General features: G+C 56.2%; 6 protein-coding genes and 1 pseudogene. 1 reads left to right on the plus strand and 6 read right to left on the minus strand.

Features of this window, described 5'->3' with window-relative positions; all coding sequences use genetic code 11:
* The first annotated feature begins 522 nt into the window (after positions 1-522).
* Positions 523-957, plus strand: a pseudogene (locus PW792_13995) (integrase core domain-containing protein).
* 180 nt (positions 958-1,137) lie between these two features.
* Here the strand turns inward: PW792_13995 and PW792_14000 are convergent.
* The 6 genes from PW792_14000 to PW792_14025 form a co-directional block, all read right to left on the minus strand.
* Positions 1,138-2,562, minus strand: coding sequence for a sulfatase (locus tag PW792_14000; GenBank protein ID MDE1163037.1), 1,425 nt, complete (start codon positions 2,560-2,562; stop codon positions 1,138-1,140).
* A gap of 8 nt (positions 2,563-2,570) precedes the next feature.
* The gene (locus PW792_14005) at positions 2,571-5,864 is read right to left on the minus strand and encodes a carboxypeptidase-like regulatory domain-containing protein (GenBank protein ID MDE1163038.1); all 3,294 of its coding nucleotides are present in this window, start codon (positions 5,862-5,864) and stop codon (positions 2,571-2,573) included.
* A 75-nt stretch (positions 5,865-5,939) separates the two neighbouring features.
* Positions 5,940-7,421 (minus strand): sulfatase-like hydrolase/transferase, encoded by a 1,482-nt coding sequence (locus PW792_14010; GenBank protein MDE1163039.1) that lies wholly within the window; start codon positions 7,419-7,421, stop codon positions 5,940-5,942.
* A 318-nt stretch (positions 7,422-7,739) separates the two neighbouring features.
* The gene (locus PW792_14015; GenBank protein ID MDE1163040.1) at positions 7,740-10,946 is read right to left on the minus strand and encodes a TonB-dependent receptor; all 3,207 of its coding nucleotides are present in this window, start codon (positions 10,944-10,946) and stop codon (positions 7,740-7,742) included.
* 331 nt (positions 10,947-11,277) lie between these two features.
* On the minus strand, positions 11,278-12,642 hold the full coding sequence (locus PW792_14020; protein MDE1163041.1) for a DUF1501 domain-containing protein: 1,365 nt from the start codon (positions 12,640-12,642) through the stop codon (positions 11,278-11,280).
* A 25-nt stretch (positions 12,643-12,667) separates the two neighbouring features.
* Positions 12,668-15,754 (minus strand): PSD1 and planctomycete cytochrome C domain-containing protein, encoded by a 3,087-nt coding sequence (locus PW792_14025; GenBank protein MDE1163042.1) that lies wholly within the window; start codon positions 15,752-15,754, stop codon positions 12,668-12,670.
* Positions 15,755-16,039 lie beyond the last annotated feature (285 nt).

A 16,039-nucleotide genomic window follows, 5' to 3' on the forward strand; every position in this document is an offset into this window, starting at 1 on the left:
AGCCGGTCAACGCATTCACCGAAACGATTCCAGTACTGGCCTTGTACATCACTCCCCATAAACGCCGATTTCGTCAGTTGGCCAGTATCCGTCTCTGGTCTTCCCACTCGCTGGGTATCGTGAACAACTGCCGGCTGAGGAACAATGTTGACTGTAGTCGACCATCAATTATCTGTTCGATGATATCTGGAGCCAAGAACGCCAGAGGCAAGATCTTGCTGACATATCGCTCGTCATAGCTGTAGCTTGAGCAAGTGCTCGTTGATTGGGAACTTCGCCTTTCAGGATGAGCCTTAGCCACTCATGAGCGCGAGCCACAGCGTGAAGTAAGGGGGCGGTGTCGGCTCTATAGCCCCACATTCAGGTGATAGCACCAATCGGAGTGTGCCACCCTGGCGTTTCACATACGCTTTCGTCACTAGCTCGACCATCCGAGACTTCGCTAAGCTTTGATCTGGGATGCGCCCTCGGAGACGCTGCCGGAGGCTCGCACCGAAGCGATTGCCCTCCTCAAGCGCGAAAGTGATCGCAGCGCTGGCCGATGCGATGATCCTCAAGGGCATACCGGAGCATCTGAGATCGGACAACGGACCTGAGTTCATCGCGCATGATCTTCGCAAATGGCTTGCGGATACAGGAGCGAAGACGGCCTACATCGAACCCGGCTTCCCCTGGGAGAACGGCTACTGCAAGAGCTTCAACTCGAAGATGCGCGACGAGTTCCTGAATGGTGAGATCTTCTACTCGATGAAGGAACTCCGAGTGCTTGCTGAAGGCTGGCGCAGGCACGACAACACCGTCCGCCCACACTCCTCGCTGGGCTATCGCCCACCGGCACCAGAGGCATGGCTGGCATCGACCGCTCGGCAGGCGGAGGAGCCGCTCGCTTCGCTCACACTTCCTCCGCCTACCGTATCCTGCATCGATCCGATCTCGGAGATCGCTGCGCTACACTAACAATCCAACTGCTACAAAACATCGGTCAGGCCATTACAGCCGACATCACCCGACGCTGTTCCACAGAAAAACGCTTCTCCTTCTTCCAAAGCCTCCACCCTCGGAAGTTAGGTCTTGGTCTAAAACTAACATTCAGACTCGTTCAGAAATAACGTGGCCGATCAGCGATCAAAGAAAGGTTCACCTTAGCGTTTTCGGGACATACTGCGCCAGTCCCTTAGGTGAATCGGCATCTTGCGGCATGATGTGTCCGCCGGGAGCGAGGGGCACGGGCCCCAGCAAGAGCGGATCCTTCGTCTCATGCATCCATGCATCAAGGCGACGACGCAATCCCGGTAATTCGTCATGCACTCGAGACTCTCTACTTGCGATCAGATTGTTCTTTTCCTGAGGATCGAACGTAAGGTCGTAAAGTTCTTCGTGCGACACACTCGGCAAAGACTTCCAGCCACGCTCCATCCAGTACGTCTTGCTCAAGCTGTCATCGCAGTTCGGCGCCACAATGTTCTTGCGGTCATCGAAATGACGAATGTACTTCCACCGCTGTGTGCGCACCGAACGCTTCGGCTCGTACGCTGCGTGATACGTCACCTCCGCGAAGATGGCTTCATGAATCTCAGCCTTCGCGCCCTCAACAACCGGCAGAAAGGATGTACCCGTGTTCCAAGAGGCTCGCGGGATACCAAGATACTCACAAATTGTCGGAAAGACATCGACCTGCGAAAGCATCGCGTCGACCACCTTCGGCTCCGAGAACTGCGCAGGGCCTCGCATGATCAGTGAGACACCTGTGCCAGTATCACGCAAGCTGCACTTCATCTCGGGGAAGGCAATGCCGTGGTCGGTGGTGCTGATAATGAGAGTGTTCTCCAGAAGCCCAGCGCTCTCCAGCGCGTCGAGCACCTCCCCGACACCACGATCGAGGATGCGCGCGCTGGCATGAAAGCCAGCCATATCGCGGCGAACTTCCGGCACGTCCGGCAGAGGTGCAGGTGGCTGGATGAAGTCAGGATTGTCGACCGGCGCAGGATACTCACGATGCGTTTCAAAGAATCCAACATCGAGGAAGAATGGTTGCTGCGGGCGGCTCTTAATGTAGCCAGCGGCGGCAGGGGCGACATCCTTTGCGCTGCTCGTTGCGTGCTTAAGTATCTCGTCGTACCCAATCACCTTCGGATCTGCCGCGATGTGCTGCACCCCCGCGAGTACGGAGTGGTAGCCATGCTCGCGCAGCGTGTAGAGGATGTGCTGTCTGTAGTCATGCAAAGACCAGCCAAGGTGAGCAAGGCCGAGCATACCGGAGGCATGAGAGGGCTGCCCCGTGAGCAACGCCGCACGACTCGGCGAGCACGTCGGGCATGCGCTATGCATATTGCGGAACAGAACGCCCTCTCGCGCCAGACGATGAATGTTCGGCGTTGGCACGTTATGCCCGTAAGGCCGCAGATAGCGTCCTGAATCATGCGAATGCAAATAGACGATGTTGTACTTCCCTGCTGCCGCAGGCGATTGCGCGGATGCTTTGCGACCAAGCACGTTTGCAATCACCGCGGCAGCGGCCGATGCCTTCACAAACTGGCGACGTGAACTTCCGTTGGACTCCATGTCTCTCCTTAAAACTCGAGCTTCAGCGCCACCTGCAGCACGCGTGGCGAAGATGTTGAACTGATCACGCCGGCAGTAGCCGTACCGATCGTGGCCGCAGGGTTCGCAAAGTTGGCACGATTGAGGGTATTGAAAGCTTCGCCGCGAAGATCTGCGCTGAAGCGATCGGAGATGATGAAGCGACGCTCGACCGTCATGTCTACATCGAAATATCCGGGGCCAGTGAGGATGCCCGTGCCGGAGTTTCCGAAGGTGTACGCTGCAGGAGCCACAAAGGCGCTTGTATCGAAGTAATGCGTCAGAGTCTTGCCGGTGCTTAGCTTGCCCGAGGCAATGCGGTTCGGGCGCTGCGTGCCGCCGCCTGACGAGTTCGATACATTGCTACCGTAGAAGACCGTGAACGGCGAGCCAGAGTGTAGCGACCAGATGCTGCTGAGATTCCACGGTCCAACAATGTACGACAGCGGACCATGCGAAAGGAACTGACGACCGCGGCCGAAGGGCAGTTCGTAAACCTCGTTGATCACAAGGGTGTGACGATAATCATCCGGCGTCGGGCCATAGTTGCAACGCAGGCACTGTGCATCCTGAATGTCAGAGTTACCGCTGCCATTCGGGTTACCCACGTCCGAGAGATACTTTGCGTAGGTGTACGAAGCGCCGAAGTTCAGACCACGCGAAGTACGCTTCTCAAGGTGAACCTGCAGGCTGTTGTAGTTCGCGTCGCCACCGGCAGTACGATAGCCCACGTTCACTAGATTCGGATTGATGCTGTAGTACGGACGCAGCGTGTTCACGTTCGTCGCAGCGCCAGGGCGTGACTGATTGATGTTGAGGCTATTGATGAGCAAGTGCTCTGAACGAGTGCCCACATATGCCACATCAGCATAGATATCCGAACGCAACTCACGCTGCACGCCAAGGCTGTACTGGATGACGCCGGTCTGGCGCGTGTTCACATCCCACGCAGTCGGGCTACCGGTTGAGATCGCAGCGGTGTTGGTCGGATCCGGCTGAACCGGGGTCGTGAAGCCGTTACTCAATAACGTGACCGGCGCGGCCGTGGAGCTTGTCGTGATGGTCTGCGCAAAGTAATACGGCAGGTTCTTATAAAGCTGAGCACCACCGGCAAGCGTATCAACGTAGGAAATTCCGAAGCCAGAACGAATCACGGTCTTCTTATTCTTATCGAGGCTGTACGAGAGACCAACGCGCGGCGAGAACGTATTGAAATCAAAGTTGCGCAGACGGCGACTGTTGCCATTGAGCCCGGCAACCTTCATCGTGCCTGATGCCAGATCGAAGTTTGCCCAGTGGTTGTGAACCTCATACGGAGGCGCACTGATCTCGTAGCGAGCTCCATACTCCAATGTGAGGCGGTCAGAAACGCGCCATGTGTCCTGAATGTACGGGGCAAGCTGGAAGGTTCGCATGCCAAACTCGCCAGTGAGAATGTTCCGACTGGCTGCGTCCGTTGCGCCGAGCGCAAAGTCCGCCAGTGCCGAAGCCGCACCCGTTGTACCGATCTGGCGTGTGAACTGACCATTGAAGTCATATGTGCCGCGCACCGGGAACGCCGAGAAGCCGTTGAAGCGATGACGAAGGAAGAGTATGCCAGCCTTCACCGTATGGCGCCCCGAGGTGTGGATCACATCGCCGTCGTACTGGAAGGTTGTGATGAAGCTGTTCTCCGGATACGAGGAGCTATCGCCCAGCGTCGAGAGCCCTAAGATCGTGAAGCCGGGCAACCCGCCCGCGAGCGAGTTGTAGTTAATGCCCGGAATCCCGATCGCTGTTGCGGCAGCATACGGTTGGCCAAGCGGAGTGACCTCTGCGCGCCAACGCACGATCGCAGCATGAGCCTCGAGCAGTGTCTTCGGCGTGAAGATGTGGGAGTAACCAAGCGTAGCCGATTGCGTGCGAACCGGAGTATCGGTACCGTTGCCGCCTGTGGCGACATACGGACCAATGCTCGCGGCAGCACTTGCAAGGGTGCGCACAGTGCCGGGCGCTATCTGCTCCGTCTGGTCAAAAGAGTACTTGCCGAAGATGCGATCGCCATTGTGGAAGTTCTGATCGATGCGCACATCAAACTGATTATCCTTCAACGTCGTTGCGGGTGTGATGGTGTAGTTGTTCGTCGCGCTGCTCGTCGTATTCGCAGGCAGGCTGTTGATGAGGTTGATGGCTGCAGGGTCCAAGGAACTCGTGATGATATTGCTCGCATAGGCCGCACGCGTTGTCACGCCGCCTGTAGTCGTCGTTGAGAACGGGTTATAGAGCTGCGTACCTAGCGCGGAAAAGTTACCTGTACGCACCATGTTGCGTTGAACGTCCGTCGGCAGTGTCGACGTATAAGTATTCGGCACGGACTGACGAATTCCCTGATAGTCCACAAAGAAAAATGTCTTGTCCGAAACGATGGGGCCACCGAAAGTTCCGCCGAAAACGTTACGGTGATACGCCGCGCGAGCAATGTTGCTCTGCTTCGCAAAGTAGCTATTTGCATTCATCACGTTATTGCGCAGAAACTCCCATGCGCTGCCGTGGAAGCGATTGCTACCAGACTTTGTGGTGACCGTTGTGATCGCGCCTGCAGCTTCACCGAATTCTGCATTGAAGTTGCTGGTCATCACGCGATACTCCTGAATCGAGTCCACGATGGGCACAAGCACAAGCGTGTTCAACCACTGGTTGCGGTCGTAGATACCGTCGATCAAGTAGGAGTTCGCCGCCGCAATCGCACCGTTAACGCTGTAGTTTGCGCCACCACGAATGGAGTATGCGCTTGCCCCCTCAGCGAGGTTTAAAGCCGAGCCAGTATGTGCACCGGGCGTCAGCAGTACAAGGTCCGTAAAGTTGCGCGTGGCTAGAGGAAGCGCTACCATCTGCTTCGAATCAACAAGCGATGAAACAACACCGCTCTGCGTCTGCAGCAACGATGCAGCCTCAGATACATTGACCGTTTCTGTGGCGCTACCTACAACGAGCTTGAGGTCAACATTCAGCGTGGATGCGCTGGAGAGCGTGAGATCACTGCGGTCAAGCTTCTGGAAGCCAGCTTTCTCTACCGTGATGATGTACGAACCAGCAGGCAGTGAAGCCGCAGTGTATTGACCTACAGAGTTTGTCGTCACGATACGGTGCAGATCCGTCGAGGTATTGACCAACGTGACATTCGCGCCGGGAACTGCAGCACCTGAAGCGTCAGCAACGACGCCGACGATTGATCCAGTTTGCTGCGCCAGTAGAGGCACAGAAACGAAGATGAAAAGCAGGAAGAAACGAATAAAACGCGACAAGATACAGCCTCCAAAAGATGCAGGAATTAGGCGATCGCACCTGAGTACGTCGTCTTTTATGAAATTGAGTGGGATTTACAGCGAAGGGTTATGCCAAGCAAACAGCACAGCCTTCAAGCGATCGGCCGCTGGACGACATCGCGGATCCACCGCGAGGTTCCGCAACTCCATCGGGTCCGCCTTCAAGTCGTAGAGTTCATCGCGATCATTCAATCGATAGATGTACTTCATGTAGCCTTCGCGCACCATGTATTTTGCGCGTGGCTTACCGAGTTCATACTCCGCAAAGACCGGCCCAGCCTCGAACGTGCTCTCAGGCTTTTTTACCAAGGTGGCAAAGCTCACACCGTCATTTGGCTGCACCAGCTTCACGCCAGCGAGGGACGTTAGCGTTGCGGAGAGTGATACCTGGCTGAGTGGCACATGCGCTACCCCAGCATCGCCACCCGGAACATGGATGAGCAACGGAACACCGCAGGATCCTTCATAGAATTCGAATTTCTGCCACAGGCCGAGGTCACCAAGCATCTCACCGTGATCTGAGGTGTAGCAGATGATCGTATCGCGGTCGTGACCTGTGTCCTTCAGCGCTTGCATCACCTGGCCAAGCGCATCGTCCATCTGAGCGAGGTTCGCGTAGTAGAACGCGATATGCCTCTTCGCCTGCTCAGGATCTCGCACCTCGGGCGTTGGGTTGTTGTACTGAATCCCCTTCACCACCTCGCGCGGAAGCGTACTCAAATCAGCCTTGCCCCAGCTCGCGGGCAGGTGCATGTCTTCAGGCCTGAACATATCTGCAAAACGCTGCGCGGGCATGAAGGGATCGTGCGGCTTGAGGAAGGATGTAATGAGGAAGAACGGGCCGCCCTCCTCACGATGCTGATGCAAGAAGCGAACAGATTCGCGCGCCACAAACGAGTCGAACTGATCCTGCTCTGGAATCTTGGAGACACGCCCGTTGTGCACGAAGCCTTCACGATCATCCTTCTCGCGAACACCCTTCCAAGGATCGCCTTCGTCCTTCCAGAGAGAATCAATCTCAGGCAAGCCTGATCCCGAGTTCGGAATCGCCAACTCATCGGCATAGAGCTTCACCTTCGGCCCTAAGTATTGCAACCAGTCATTGAACTCAAGGCGATAGTCGAAACCATGTGTCTGCGCATCAACCCAGTGCATCTTGCCGATGAGAGCTGTCGTGTATCCCGCAGCTCCAAAGTGGTGCGCCATGGTCTTATGATTCGACGAAAAACCATGAGCGTTGTCCTGCGCCTCGTGATGATGACTGTAGAGGCCTGTCAGAATCGAGGCACGCGACGGTGTGCAGACGGGATTCGTGCAGTAAACGTCCGTGAAGCGCACACTTCGTTCAGCCAACGCATCAAGGTGCGGCGTCTTCGCGACGTTGTCGCCATAGGCGCCCATGCAACTACGCTTGTGCTGATCGGACATCAGCAGCAAAACGTTAGGGCGCTTTTCAGCGCTTGCCCAATCCAGCTGTGGGAAGGAAGTTGTAATCGCGGCAAGAATACTTGCCTTCAGAAGGTCGCGTCTGTCCATGGTCTTGCCCTGAACACCCACTAAGGAAGCGATCTCAAACGCTTTAACCTAATGGTGCTCGGATTGTTGTGCTGTGCAATCAACGCACGCACGCGCGCGTCCTCAACGTCAGAGAGACGGAGTGCAACAACAGCTACAACAATTCTGGCAAAGGAAAACCATCTGCCCTAAGTATGGCACAGATGTGCGCTCAGCATCGCCTTACGATGCTGAGCGGGATCCAGAACGCCCTTGGAGTGGATCAAGTACAGTACATTCGCGATACCTCCCTACGAGAGATGGGAGACCTCGGCGAGTAATCCCGACGAGGCTCCTCGGTTAGAAGGCAAGATGCAGCGCGAACTGCAAGACTCGAGATTGATTATCTCCAGCCTGCAGCGCAGAGATCGTACCGAACGCGCTGTTGCCGAAGGTTGTATTTGGGTTTGCAAGGTTTGCATGGTTCAGCACGTTGAGCGCCTCCGCACGAAACTGAAGCTTCGTGCTCTTCACAAGCGCAAACTCCTTCAACAGAGACGCATCGAGCAGTGTCGTTCCTGGACCACTGCCGAAGCTGCGCGGAGCGTTGCCAAAGGTGTAGTTCGCGTTAGCCGTAAAAGCCGCAGTGTTGAACCATTTGCTGATTTTGTCATTGCGCGATCGCGAGGCCGCAACAGCGTTTGGATCACTCGTCAGGTTCGGCCTCACAGCACCGGAGTACGTACCCGTGTTGTTTGTCGCGTCATACACTTCGAGAGGTGAGCCCGAGTGAATTTCGAAGATGCCGCCCAGTGTCCAGCCGCCGACGACTTCATCCAGCCAACGAGAGTTGACGTTCACGAGCTTGCCTCGACCGAACGGAAGGTTATAGAGCGCGTTCGCGATCAGACGATTCCTGACATCGTTCGCGGAGAGTCCACGCCACGCCGCAGGATGGTAGTAGTCAGTAATTGTTCCACTCGTTTGGCCAACGTTGCTACGAGCATCCACATTGTCGATGTACTTCGACCATGTGTAGTTCGCACCAAATTGCAAGCCAGACTTCGCCCTACGCTGAATCCCGATGTTGAGGCCGTTATAGCTTGAGGCACCGTAATCCTTTGCGAGGATGCTCACGTTGTTGAACTGCGGAAAGGGACGCAACGTTTGCTTATTGCTCGTCGTCGCAAGGAGCACCATCTTGTCGGGAGCAACCTGGTTGGTGTTGATCGAACTCGTCGCGGAGAGATGGTGACCGAAGGATCCCAGATAGCCCACCTCAACAAGCAGCGTCGGTGTGATCTGACGCTGCACGTTGAGGTTGCTCTGATAGATGTAGCCGGTGATGCGGTTCCTGTTGAAGTAATCCGGCGCCTGTGTCGGCTGACTGCCGACCGTCACCGCTCCGAAGGACGAGTTGAGCTGCAAATCAGTGGGCACTGACGCCTTGCCTGTGCCATCCGTTGCGTTGTTCTTGAGCAGAAAGGCAGGAGTACCGCTCACGGTATCCGTCGAGGTCAAGGAGATCGATTTGGAGAAGCCCGTGTACGCCACGATCGGCGTCGCCTGATCGTATTCACCGGGGTAAAGGATCGCGCCACCACCACGCACCACGGTGTTGTCGTCTACCTTGTACGAGAAGCCGAGGCGTGGACCAACATTGTTCAGATCCCACTGATGTGCGTAGCGAGTCAGTCCATTGCGTCCTGAGAACGTGATGACACCAGGCGTTCCTGACACGGGATTCAGCGTTGTTGGATCAAACGAGTTCTGACGATTTTGATCCTCCCAACGTGGCGTGTCCACGTCATAGCGAACGCCAAGATTCAGCACGAGACGAGGTGTGATTCTCCAGTCATCCTGAAAGAACGCAGCCCAACCATAGGCCGTAGTGTTCAATCGCAGCGTGTCATTTAGCGTGCCGCTATTCACGCGCCCCATCAGCAGATTGGCAAGACTGCCCAACGCCGTAGACGAGCTCACACCAAGATTTGTGAAGCCGAAGGCGCCGCCTGCTGAAGGACGATACACGTCCGAATTCTTCGAGGTGCGCCACTCCACACCAGCCTTGAACTGATGCTTGCCGCGCACAAATGTCACGTGATCGGTGTATTCGTCGCTGAGGATCGGCACCTGTAGGCGCTCTTGTTGAGAGTAGCCAAGTGTCGCCAATCCAGAAAGAGTAACCGTTGGGAAGAAGGAAGCGTCCGTTCCCTTCAATCCCACTTGATCAGCCAGTGCTGTGTTCGCCCCCAGCGAATAAGCCAAGGCCTTGCGCTGCGTGAACGTGACGCGCAGTTCGTTGATCACCGAAGGGCTGAAGTTATGGATCCAGGTAGCGAGCTCGTTGTAGTAGTAGTTGTCGCTCCGATTGCCATAAGAGTCCGTTCCAGGCGTCGGAAAGATGGCAGTTGTGTTCGAGGTATCTACCTGCGCGAGAAAGTGTCCATACAGACGATCGTTAGGTCCAATAATGTGGTCGATACGACCGGTGTAGGCATTGACGATCGCGGTCGTCGGATCATTCACGCGGTAGTTGTTCGTGTTCGCAGCCGCACCACTCACGTTTGGGTTCGGAAAGAACGCGGCCAACTTCACACCTACGGGATCCAGAACGCTCGATGGCAGCTTGTTCAACGTGCCGTCATCACCCACCGCCTGCAATCCAGTGTAGGGGTTCGTCACTACTGTGCTGAACGCCGAGAAATCGCCAGCACGTTCCGCAGCCGTTGGCACGTTCGCCGTCACCGTGGTCGACTTCGTCGAACGACGACCTTCATAGGTGAAAAAGAAGTGCGTTCGATCACGGATGATCGGACCACTAAAGCTCGCGCCGAAGAGGTTATAACGAAGGCGCGGCTTGGTCGTCGCAAAGTATGGAGTCGCTTGAATTGCATCGTTGCGAATGTACTCGTACGCCGAACCGTGGAAATGATTGGTTCCGGAGCGAGTCGTCATCTGCAGCACACCACCGCCGCTGCGACCGAGCTCGGCTTCATAGTTGCTGAGCGCGAGATTGAACTCCTGCAATGCCTCGATAGGAGGATCGAAGGAAAGCGTCGGAACACCTTGCAACAGATTTTGCGCGGTTCCACCGTCAATGAGATAGTTGGCGTTGCCGCCGCGACCGCCAGCAATGGAGAACGTTGCGCTACTACCACTGTTGCTACCAACGACGAATCCGCTCAAGCGTTGCAGTTGCGATGCTCGCCTATCCAACAGCGGCATATCCACGACGGTCTCGTTCTCGATGACCTTGCTAATGGTTGAGCTCTCGGTTTGCACGAGCGGAGTCTCAGCAGACACATCAATCGTCTGGTTCACAGCGCCTGCATGCAGAACGATATCCGCCACCGACGCGTTGCCCGTGAGAACAATCACTCCGCGCGTAATCTTCGTCTCAAATCCATCATGTTCCACCTTCACGTCATAATGGCCGGGAACAAGAAGCGGAAAGACGTAGTGGCCATCCGGCTTTGACTGCGATGTTTGCACCGCGCCGGTTTCAACCTGCTTGATAGTAACCTTCGCGTTGGCGACAACAGCGTTTTGTTCGTCCGCGATCACCCCTGAGATCTGTGAACTCTGAGCATGCGCCAAGCCGCCCACCAAGAGGACCGCAGCGAAGAAGAAGGCCCCCATAGCGGAGCGAAAGAAAGAGCGTGCCCGAAGGCGAGAATGTTGCGGCATAACAAATGACCTCAAATCAAAAACGAAAAAGCCCACGATTTCACTGATCGTGGGCATGAAACGGATTGCGCTTGTCATTACAAGCGCAGTATCCAGACGCCACGAGGCGGATGAGCAACCAGAGCGAATTCCGTGCAACAACAGAGCATGAGTGACATCAGAAAATTCCTTCGTGAAGAGAGATGAAGTACCGGTGTGCGTAAGACCTCTACGCAAAGACCTGCTGCTGAACAACGCCCGCGACGTTCGTTAGACGGAAGTCTCGGCCTGCGTACTTGTACGTCAGTCGCTCATGGTCGATGCCCATCAGCGCGAGCAGAGTCGCATGAAGATCGTTGATGTGCATACGTCCCTCCACTGCAGCCATGCCGAGATCATCCGTGCCGCCGTAGCTAAAGCCTTTTTTGACTCCCGCTCCGATCATGGCCATCGCATAACCAGTGATGTTGTGATCGCGACCATCAAGCCCCTGAGACGTTGGCAAACGTCCGAACTCAGAACCGAAAAGCACGAGCGTATCTTCCAACAGGCCCCTCTGCTTGAGGTCTGTCAGCAGAGCCGCGATAGGCTGATCAATTCGACGGCTTTGCTCGATCAGGCCATTATGAAGATTCGTGTGATGGTCCCAACCCGGTTGGCGAACCTCCACGAAGCGAACGCCTGCTTCACTCAGACGTCGCGCCATCAAGCACTGCCGCGCAAACGATCCCTCGATCCCTGCCTTCACGCCGTAAGCATCCAGCACGCTCTGCGTCTCCTTCGAGATATCAAGCAACGCAGGCACACTGTCCTGCATGCGGAAACCAAGCTCGTAGGACTTGATGAGCCCCTCTACTTCTTCAGGAGCTCCAGGTTTCCGTGCCTCTGACTCATTCAAGGACTGGATCAGATCAATCTGCTGGCGCTCCAGTTCACGACTCGTAGCGGCTTCAATGTTTGGCATGAGACCCGAATCGCTGATCGCGGTCCCCTGATAGTACGCAGGCAGGAACGCACTGCCGTAGTTGGACGCTCCACCGAATGCGACCGGCGGATTGATCGTGATGTAACCAGGGAGGTTTTGATTTTCCGTACCCAGCCCATAGAGCAACCACGACCCCATGCTTGGACGCGTGAGTGATGCGTTCGAACTGCCGGTATGCAACTGCACTACCGCCTGCGGATGCGCGGGCGTGTCTGTGTAGAGGCCACGCAAAAAGCAGAAGTCATCCGCATGCGTTGCCATATGTGGCAGCAGCTCCGAGAACCACGCTCCAGAGGCACCATACTGCTTGAACTTGAAGCGTGACGGCGTGATCGTGCCGCCTCCTGGGCCCGACTTGCCGCTCAGCTTCTCCAGTTGTGGCTTGTACTCAAAAGTGTCCACGCTGGACATCGCACCTTCCATGAAAAGGAAGATGATCTTCTTCGCCTTCGCAGGCAGCGGCGGGCGTTTCGCTGCGAGAGGGTTGAGCGTATTGAACTCCGCTGCAGCCGCAGTCTTAGAAAGCGAGCCGAGCAAGCCAGCCAATGCCAGATGGCCAAAGCCCGCACCAGCGGATCGCAGAATATCTCTTCGGGTAAAGCGATTCATTGCATTCTCCTGAAATCAACACGAGTTAGTGAACAAACTGAAACGCAGCAGAACCGTACAGCGACTGCACGAATGCAGACCAGGCAGCCTCTTGCGCGTTATCTAGGGTCACGGCAGACTGCGCGGGTGGAGCCTTCGCATCTTCGACCTCATCGTCCTGAGCAAGACCGTCTTCACGAATGATGCGCGCAGGATCGTTCGGCTTGTCTTGCCCCTGAAAAGCTATGCGGGCCACGCGCTTGTTCGACCGCGCCCAGGTCGCGGAGTACTCACGCAGAAACGCGGTCACACGCTTCCGCTCTGCGGTAGAGGGATCTCGCCCAAGCACCTTTTCATAGGCGATCCGAACTCCATCGTGTCCGCCATGATGTGCGAGAAGATTCCGCGCCAACTCCAGCGATTGCTCACGCACAAACGGTGAGTTGAGCATGAACAACGACTGCTTTGACACAGTGGTCACCTCTCGCTTGCCCGCAATCAACGTTTGCGTCACGGGATCGAAAGCGGCCAGCGAACGCGGCGTCTCATCACGAAGCAACGGCAGATAGATACTGCGATAGTGACTGCCGTCCGCTGCTTTCAGGATCGAGGCAACAGCCGGCCCATCATCCCTGACCTCGATCATGCGTAGAGCCATCGTTGGCGAACCATGTACCGCATGCAAATCCAGGTCACCAGCTGAGGCAAGAATACTGTCGCGAATTTCTTCCGCATCCATCCTGCGTGGAGAATGTCTCCACACATACTGGTTCTCGGGATCTACATTCTGGTTCTTCGCCGGTGCATCGGAACCGAGGCGATAGACATGTGAGAGTACGATCTCGCGAATCAGCTTCTTCGTCGACCATCCTTGCTCCACAAAATCATTCGCAAGATAGTCAAGCAACGCTGGATCCGAAGGAGTACCTCCCGTCACGCCGAAGTTGTCCTGCGTGACCACGATTCCCCGCCCGAACAAATGCTGCCATACGCGGTTCACATACACGCGCGTTGTCAGCGGATTGTCCGGACGCGCAATCCAGTCAGCGAGTTCGAGGCGCCCGCTATGATCTGCAGGAATGGTCGGCGTATTCGGTAACGAGAGCACAGTGAGGAAGCCGCGCGGAACCGTTGGTCCATGGCGCTCCTCCACGCCACGCACACGCACAGTCGTATCTGCGATCACGCCATCATGCATGCTGTGAATGCCATAGCCGTGTTCGCCCTTGTCCTCCAGCAATTGAAGGTTTTCACGTGCAGCGATGAAGTGTGTTCGCAGCTCGAGCCGATGTTTTTTCTCTTCATCCGATGGCGGAGGCAGACTCGGATTGAGCTTGAGCGCAGCCTCACGTTTCGCGTTCATCTCGTCCAGCTGCTTGCGATAGCTTGCAGCCTCCGCCTGCAGCTTCGCCTTCGCCGCTTTGTCCTCAATCGACACCGAGCTAGCGGCGCTCATGTATCCAAGGTGCTTCGGGTCGTAGTAGTCCAGGCTCGCGCCACCCATACGGCTGCTCAATCCAACATTGTCGTCCGTGCTGGTGAAGATGCCCGCCAGCGCGTAGTAGTCCTTCGTCGGAATGGGATCGAACTTATGGTCGTGGCAACGCGCGCAGGAAACAGTGATCGCCATCGTGGAGCGTGTCACCGTGTCGATGAGATCGTCGACGTTGTCCATCTTGTAGCGCGCCTTGAAGCGCTGGTTTACGTCTTTCGGCCCCAGAGCAAGATAGCCGGTCGCGATCAGCAGGCGATCACGCTCTTCTGGAGTGCTCGCAGGCAGAAGATCGCCTGCTATCTGTTCCCGCAGAAAACGGTTATACGGAACGTCACGATTTACCGCGTCGATAACGTAATCGCGATAGCGCCACGCGTTCGGATACGGCATGTTGCGCGAGGGCCCCGAAGACTCACCATAACGAGCGATATCAAGCCAATGTCTTCCCCACCGTTCGCCGAAGCGCGGCGAGGCAAGCAAGCGATCCACCAACTTGGCGTAGGCCTGCGGAGAATGATCGCGCTGGAAAGCACGCACTTCCTCCGGTGTAGGCGGCAAACCAGTCAGGTCAAAGGTGATTCGGCGCACAAGCGTGCCGGTATCGGCATCGGCAACCGGCGCCAGATGCTTCTCGTCTAACTTCGCAAGGACGTAGCGATCGATGTTTCCGCTCGCCCAACCAGCATCCTGAAGCACGGGAACGCCCGGATTGGTCAGCGGTTGCCATGACCAATGGCTCTGCTTCAACTTCGGATACAGTGCAGCAAGCCGACCAGGCGTCTGCGGCAGCTTCTCGGTTTCATCCGGCCAAGCGGCGCCATCCTTGATCCAACGCTCGAGGATAGCGATCTCTTCTGCAGGCAAAGCCTCCTTGCTCTCCTGCGGCATGCGTTGCTTTTCGTTGCTGCTCTTCACCCGCTCAATGAGCAAGCTCTTCTCCGGATGTCCAGGCACGATCGCAGGTCCGGTGTTACCACCGGCGAAGATGCTGATCCCAACATCAACGCGAAGGCCACCAGCTTCTTTGAAAGCGTCTGAGTGGCAGTTGTAGCAGCGGTTCACGAGGATGGGTCGCACGTTCTTCTCGAAGTACGCAAGCTGCTCTGCCGTTGCGGCGCGTGGATACGCTACGGCCGTCGCGATGAGCGGCGTCTTTGACTTCTCCATCACATCCTGCTGCGCCTTCAACTCACTCCAAGGCAGGTCATGCGCCACCCAGGCACGCAGGGCTGCGATCTCCGCCTCTGGAAGAGCATCGTCTCCCTTGGGCATGCGCTTCTTGTCATCGCTCGTGATGATGCGTTCTATCAACAAGCTCTCGTCGGGCTTGTCGGCGATGGCCGCTGGTCCCGATCGCCCGCCGCGCAAGATGCTCTCGCGATCGTCTAGCAACAGTCCACCTGCGGCGCGCGTGTCCTTGGAGTGGCAGTCATAGCAACGGCTCTTGAGAATCGGTTCGACCGTCTTCTCGTACGAAGCTGCGTCCGTCGCGTGCGGAGCCGCAGCGGGCTTCTCCGCAGCATCTACAGTAACCGTGCCAGAGCTGATGACAGAACCTAAAGCTAAGGCTCCAAGAACGATCGACAGCACAAGAAATGAGGATGGAGCAACATGGCTCCAACGCGATGACAATCGCATGTACATATCTCCGCAACCAAACGCACGCATATAGAGCGAAGCGCAGCTTGGCTAGCTAAGAAGGCAAATCAAATAAGAGAAAGAGGGAGATCCGGGAATGGACTAGCAACAACCACAACAGGGCGTCGTGGTTTGCGAGAGCGAGCGCTCAAGTACAGAAATGAATTCTGCAGGTTGCATTGCAAGACCTTAGCACTACAAGAATCAATAGTCAACATGTGGCAATGTAAATTACGCGTTGCTCGATAAAGGCAGGTAGCAAAGAGAATAGGCTCTTCGCTACCT

Source organism: Acidobacteriaceae bacterium (assembly GCA_028283655.1).
GTDB lineage: Bacteria > Acidobacteriota > Terriglobia > Terriglobales > Acidobacteriaceae > Granulicella.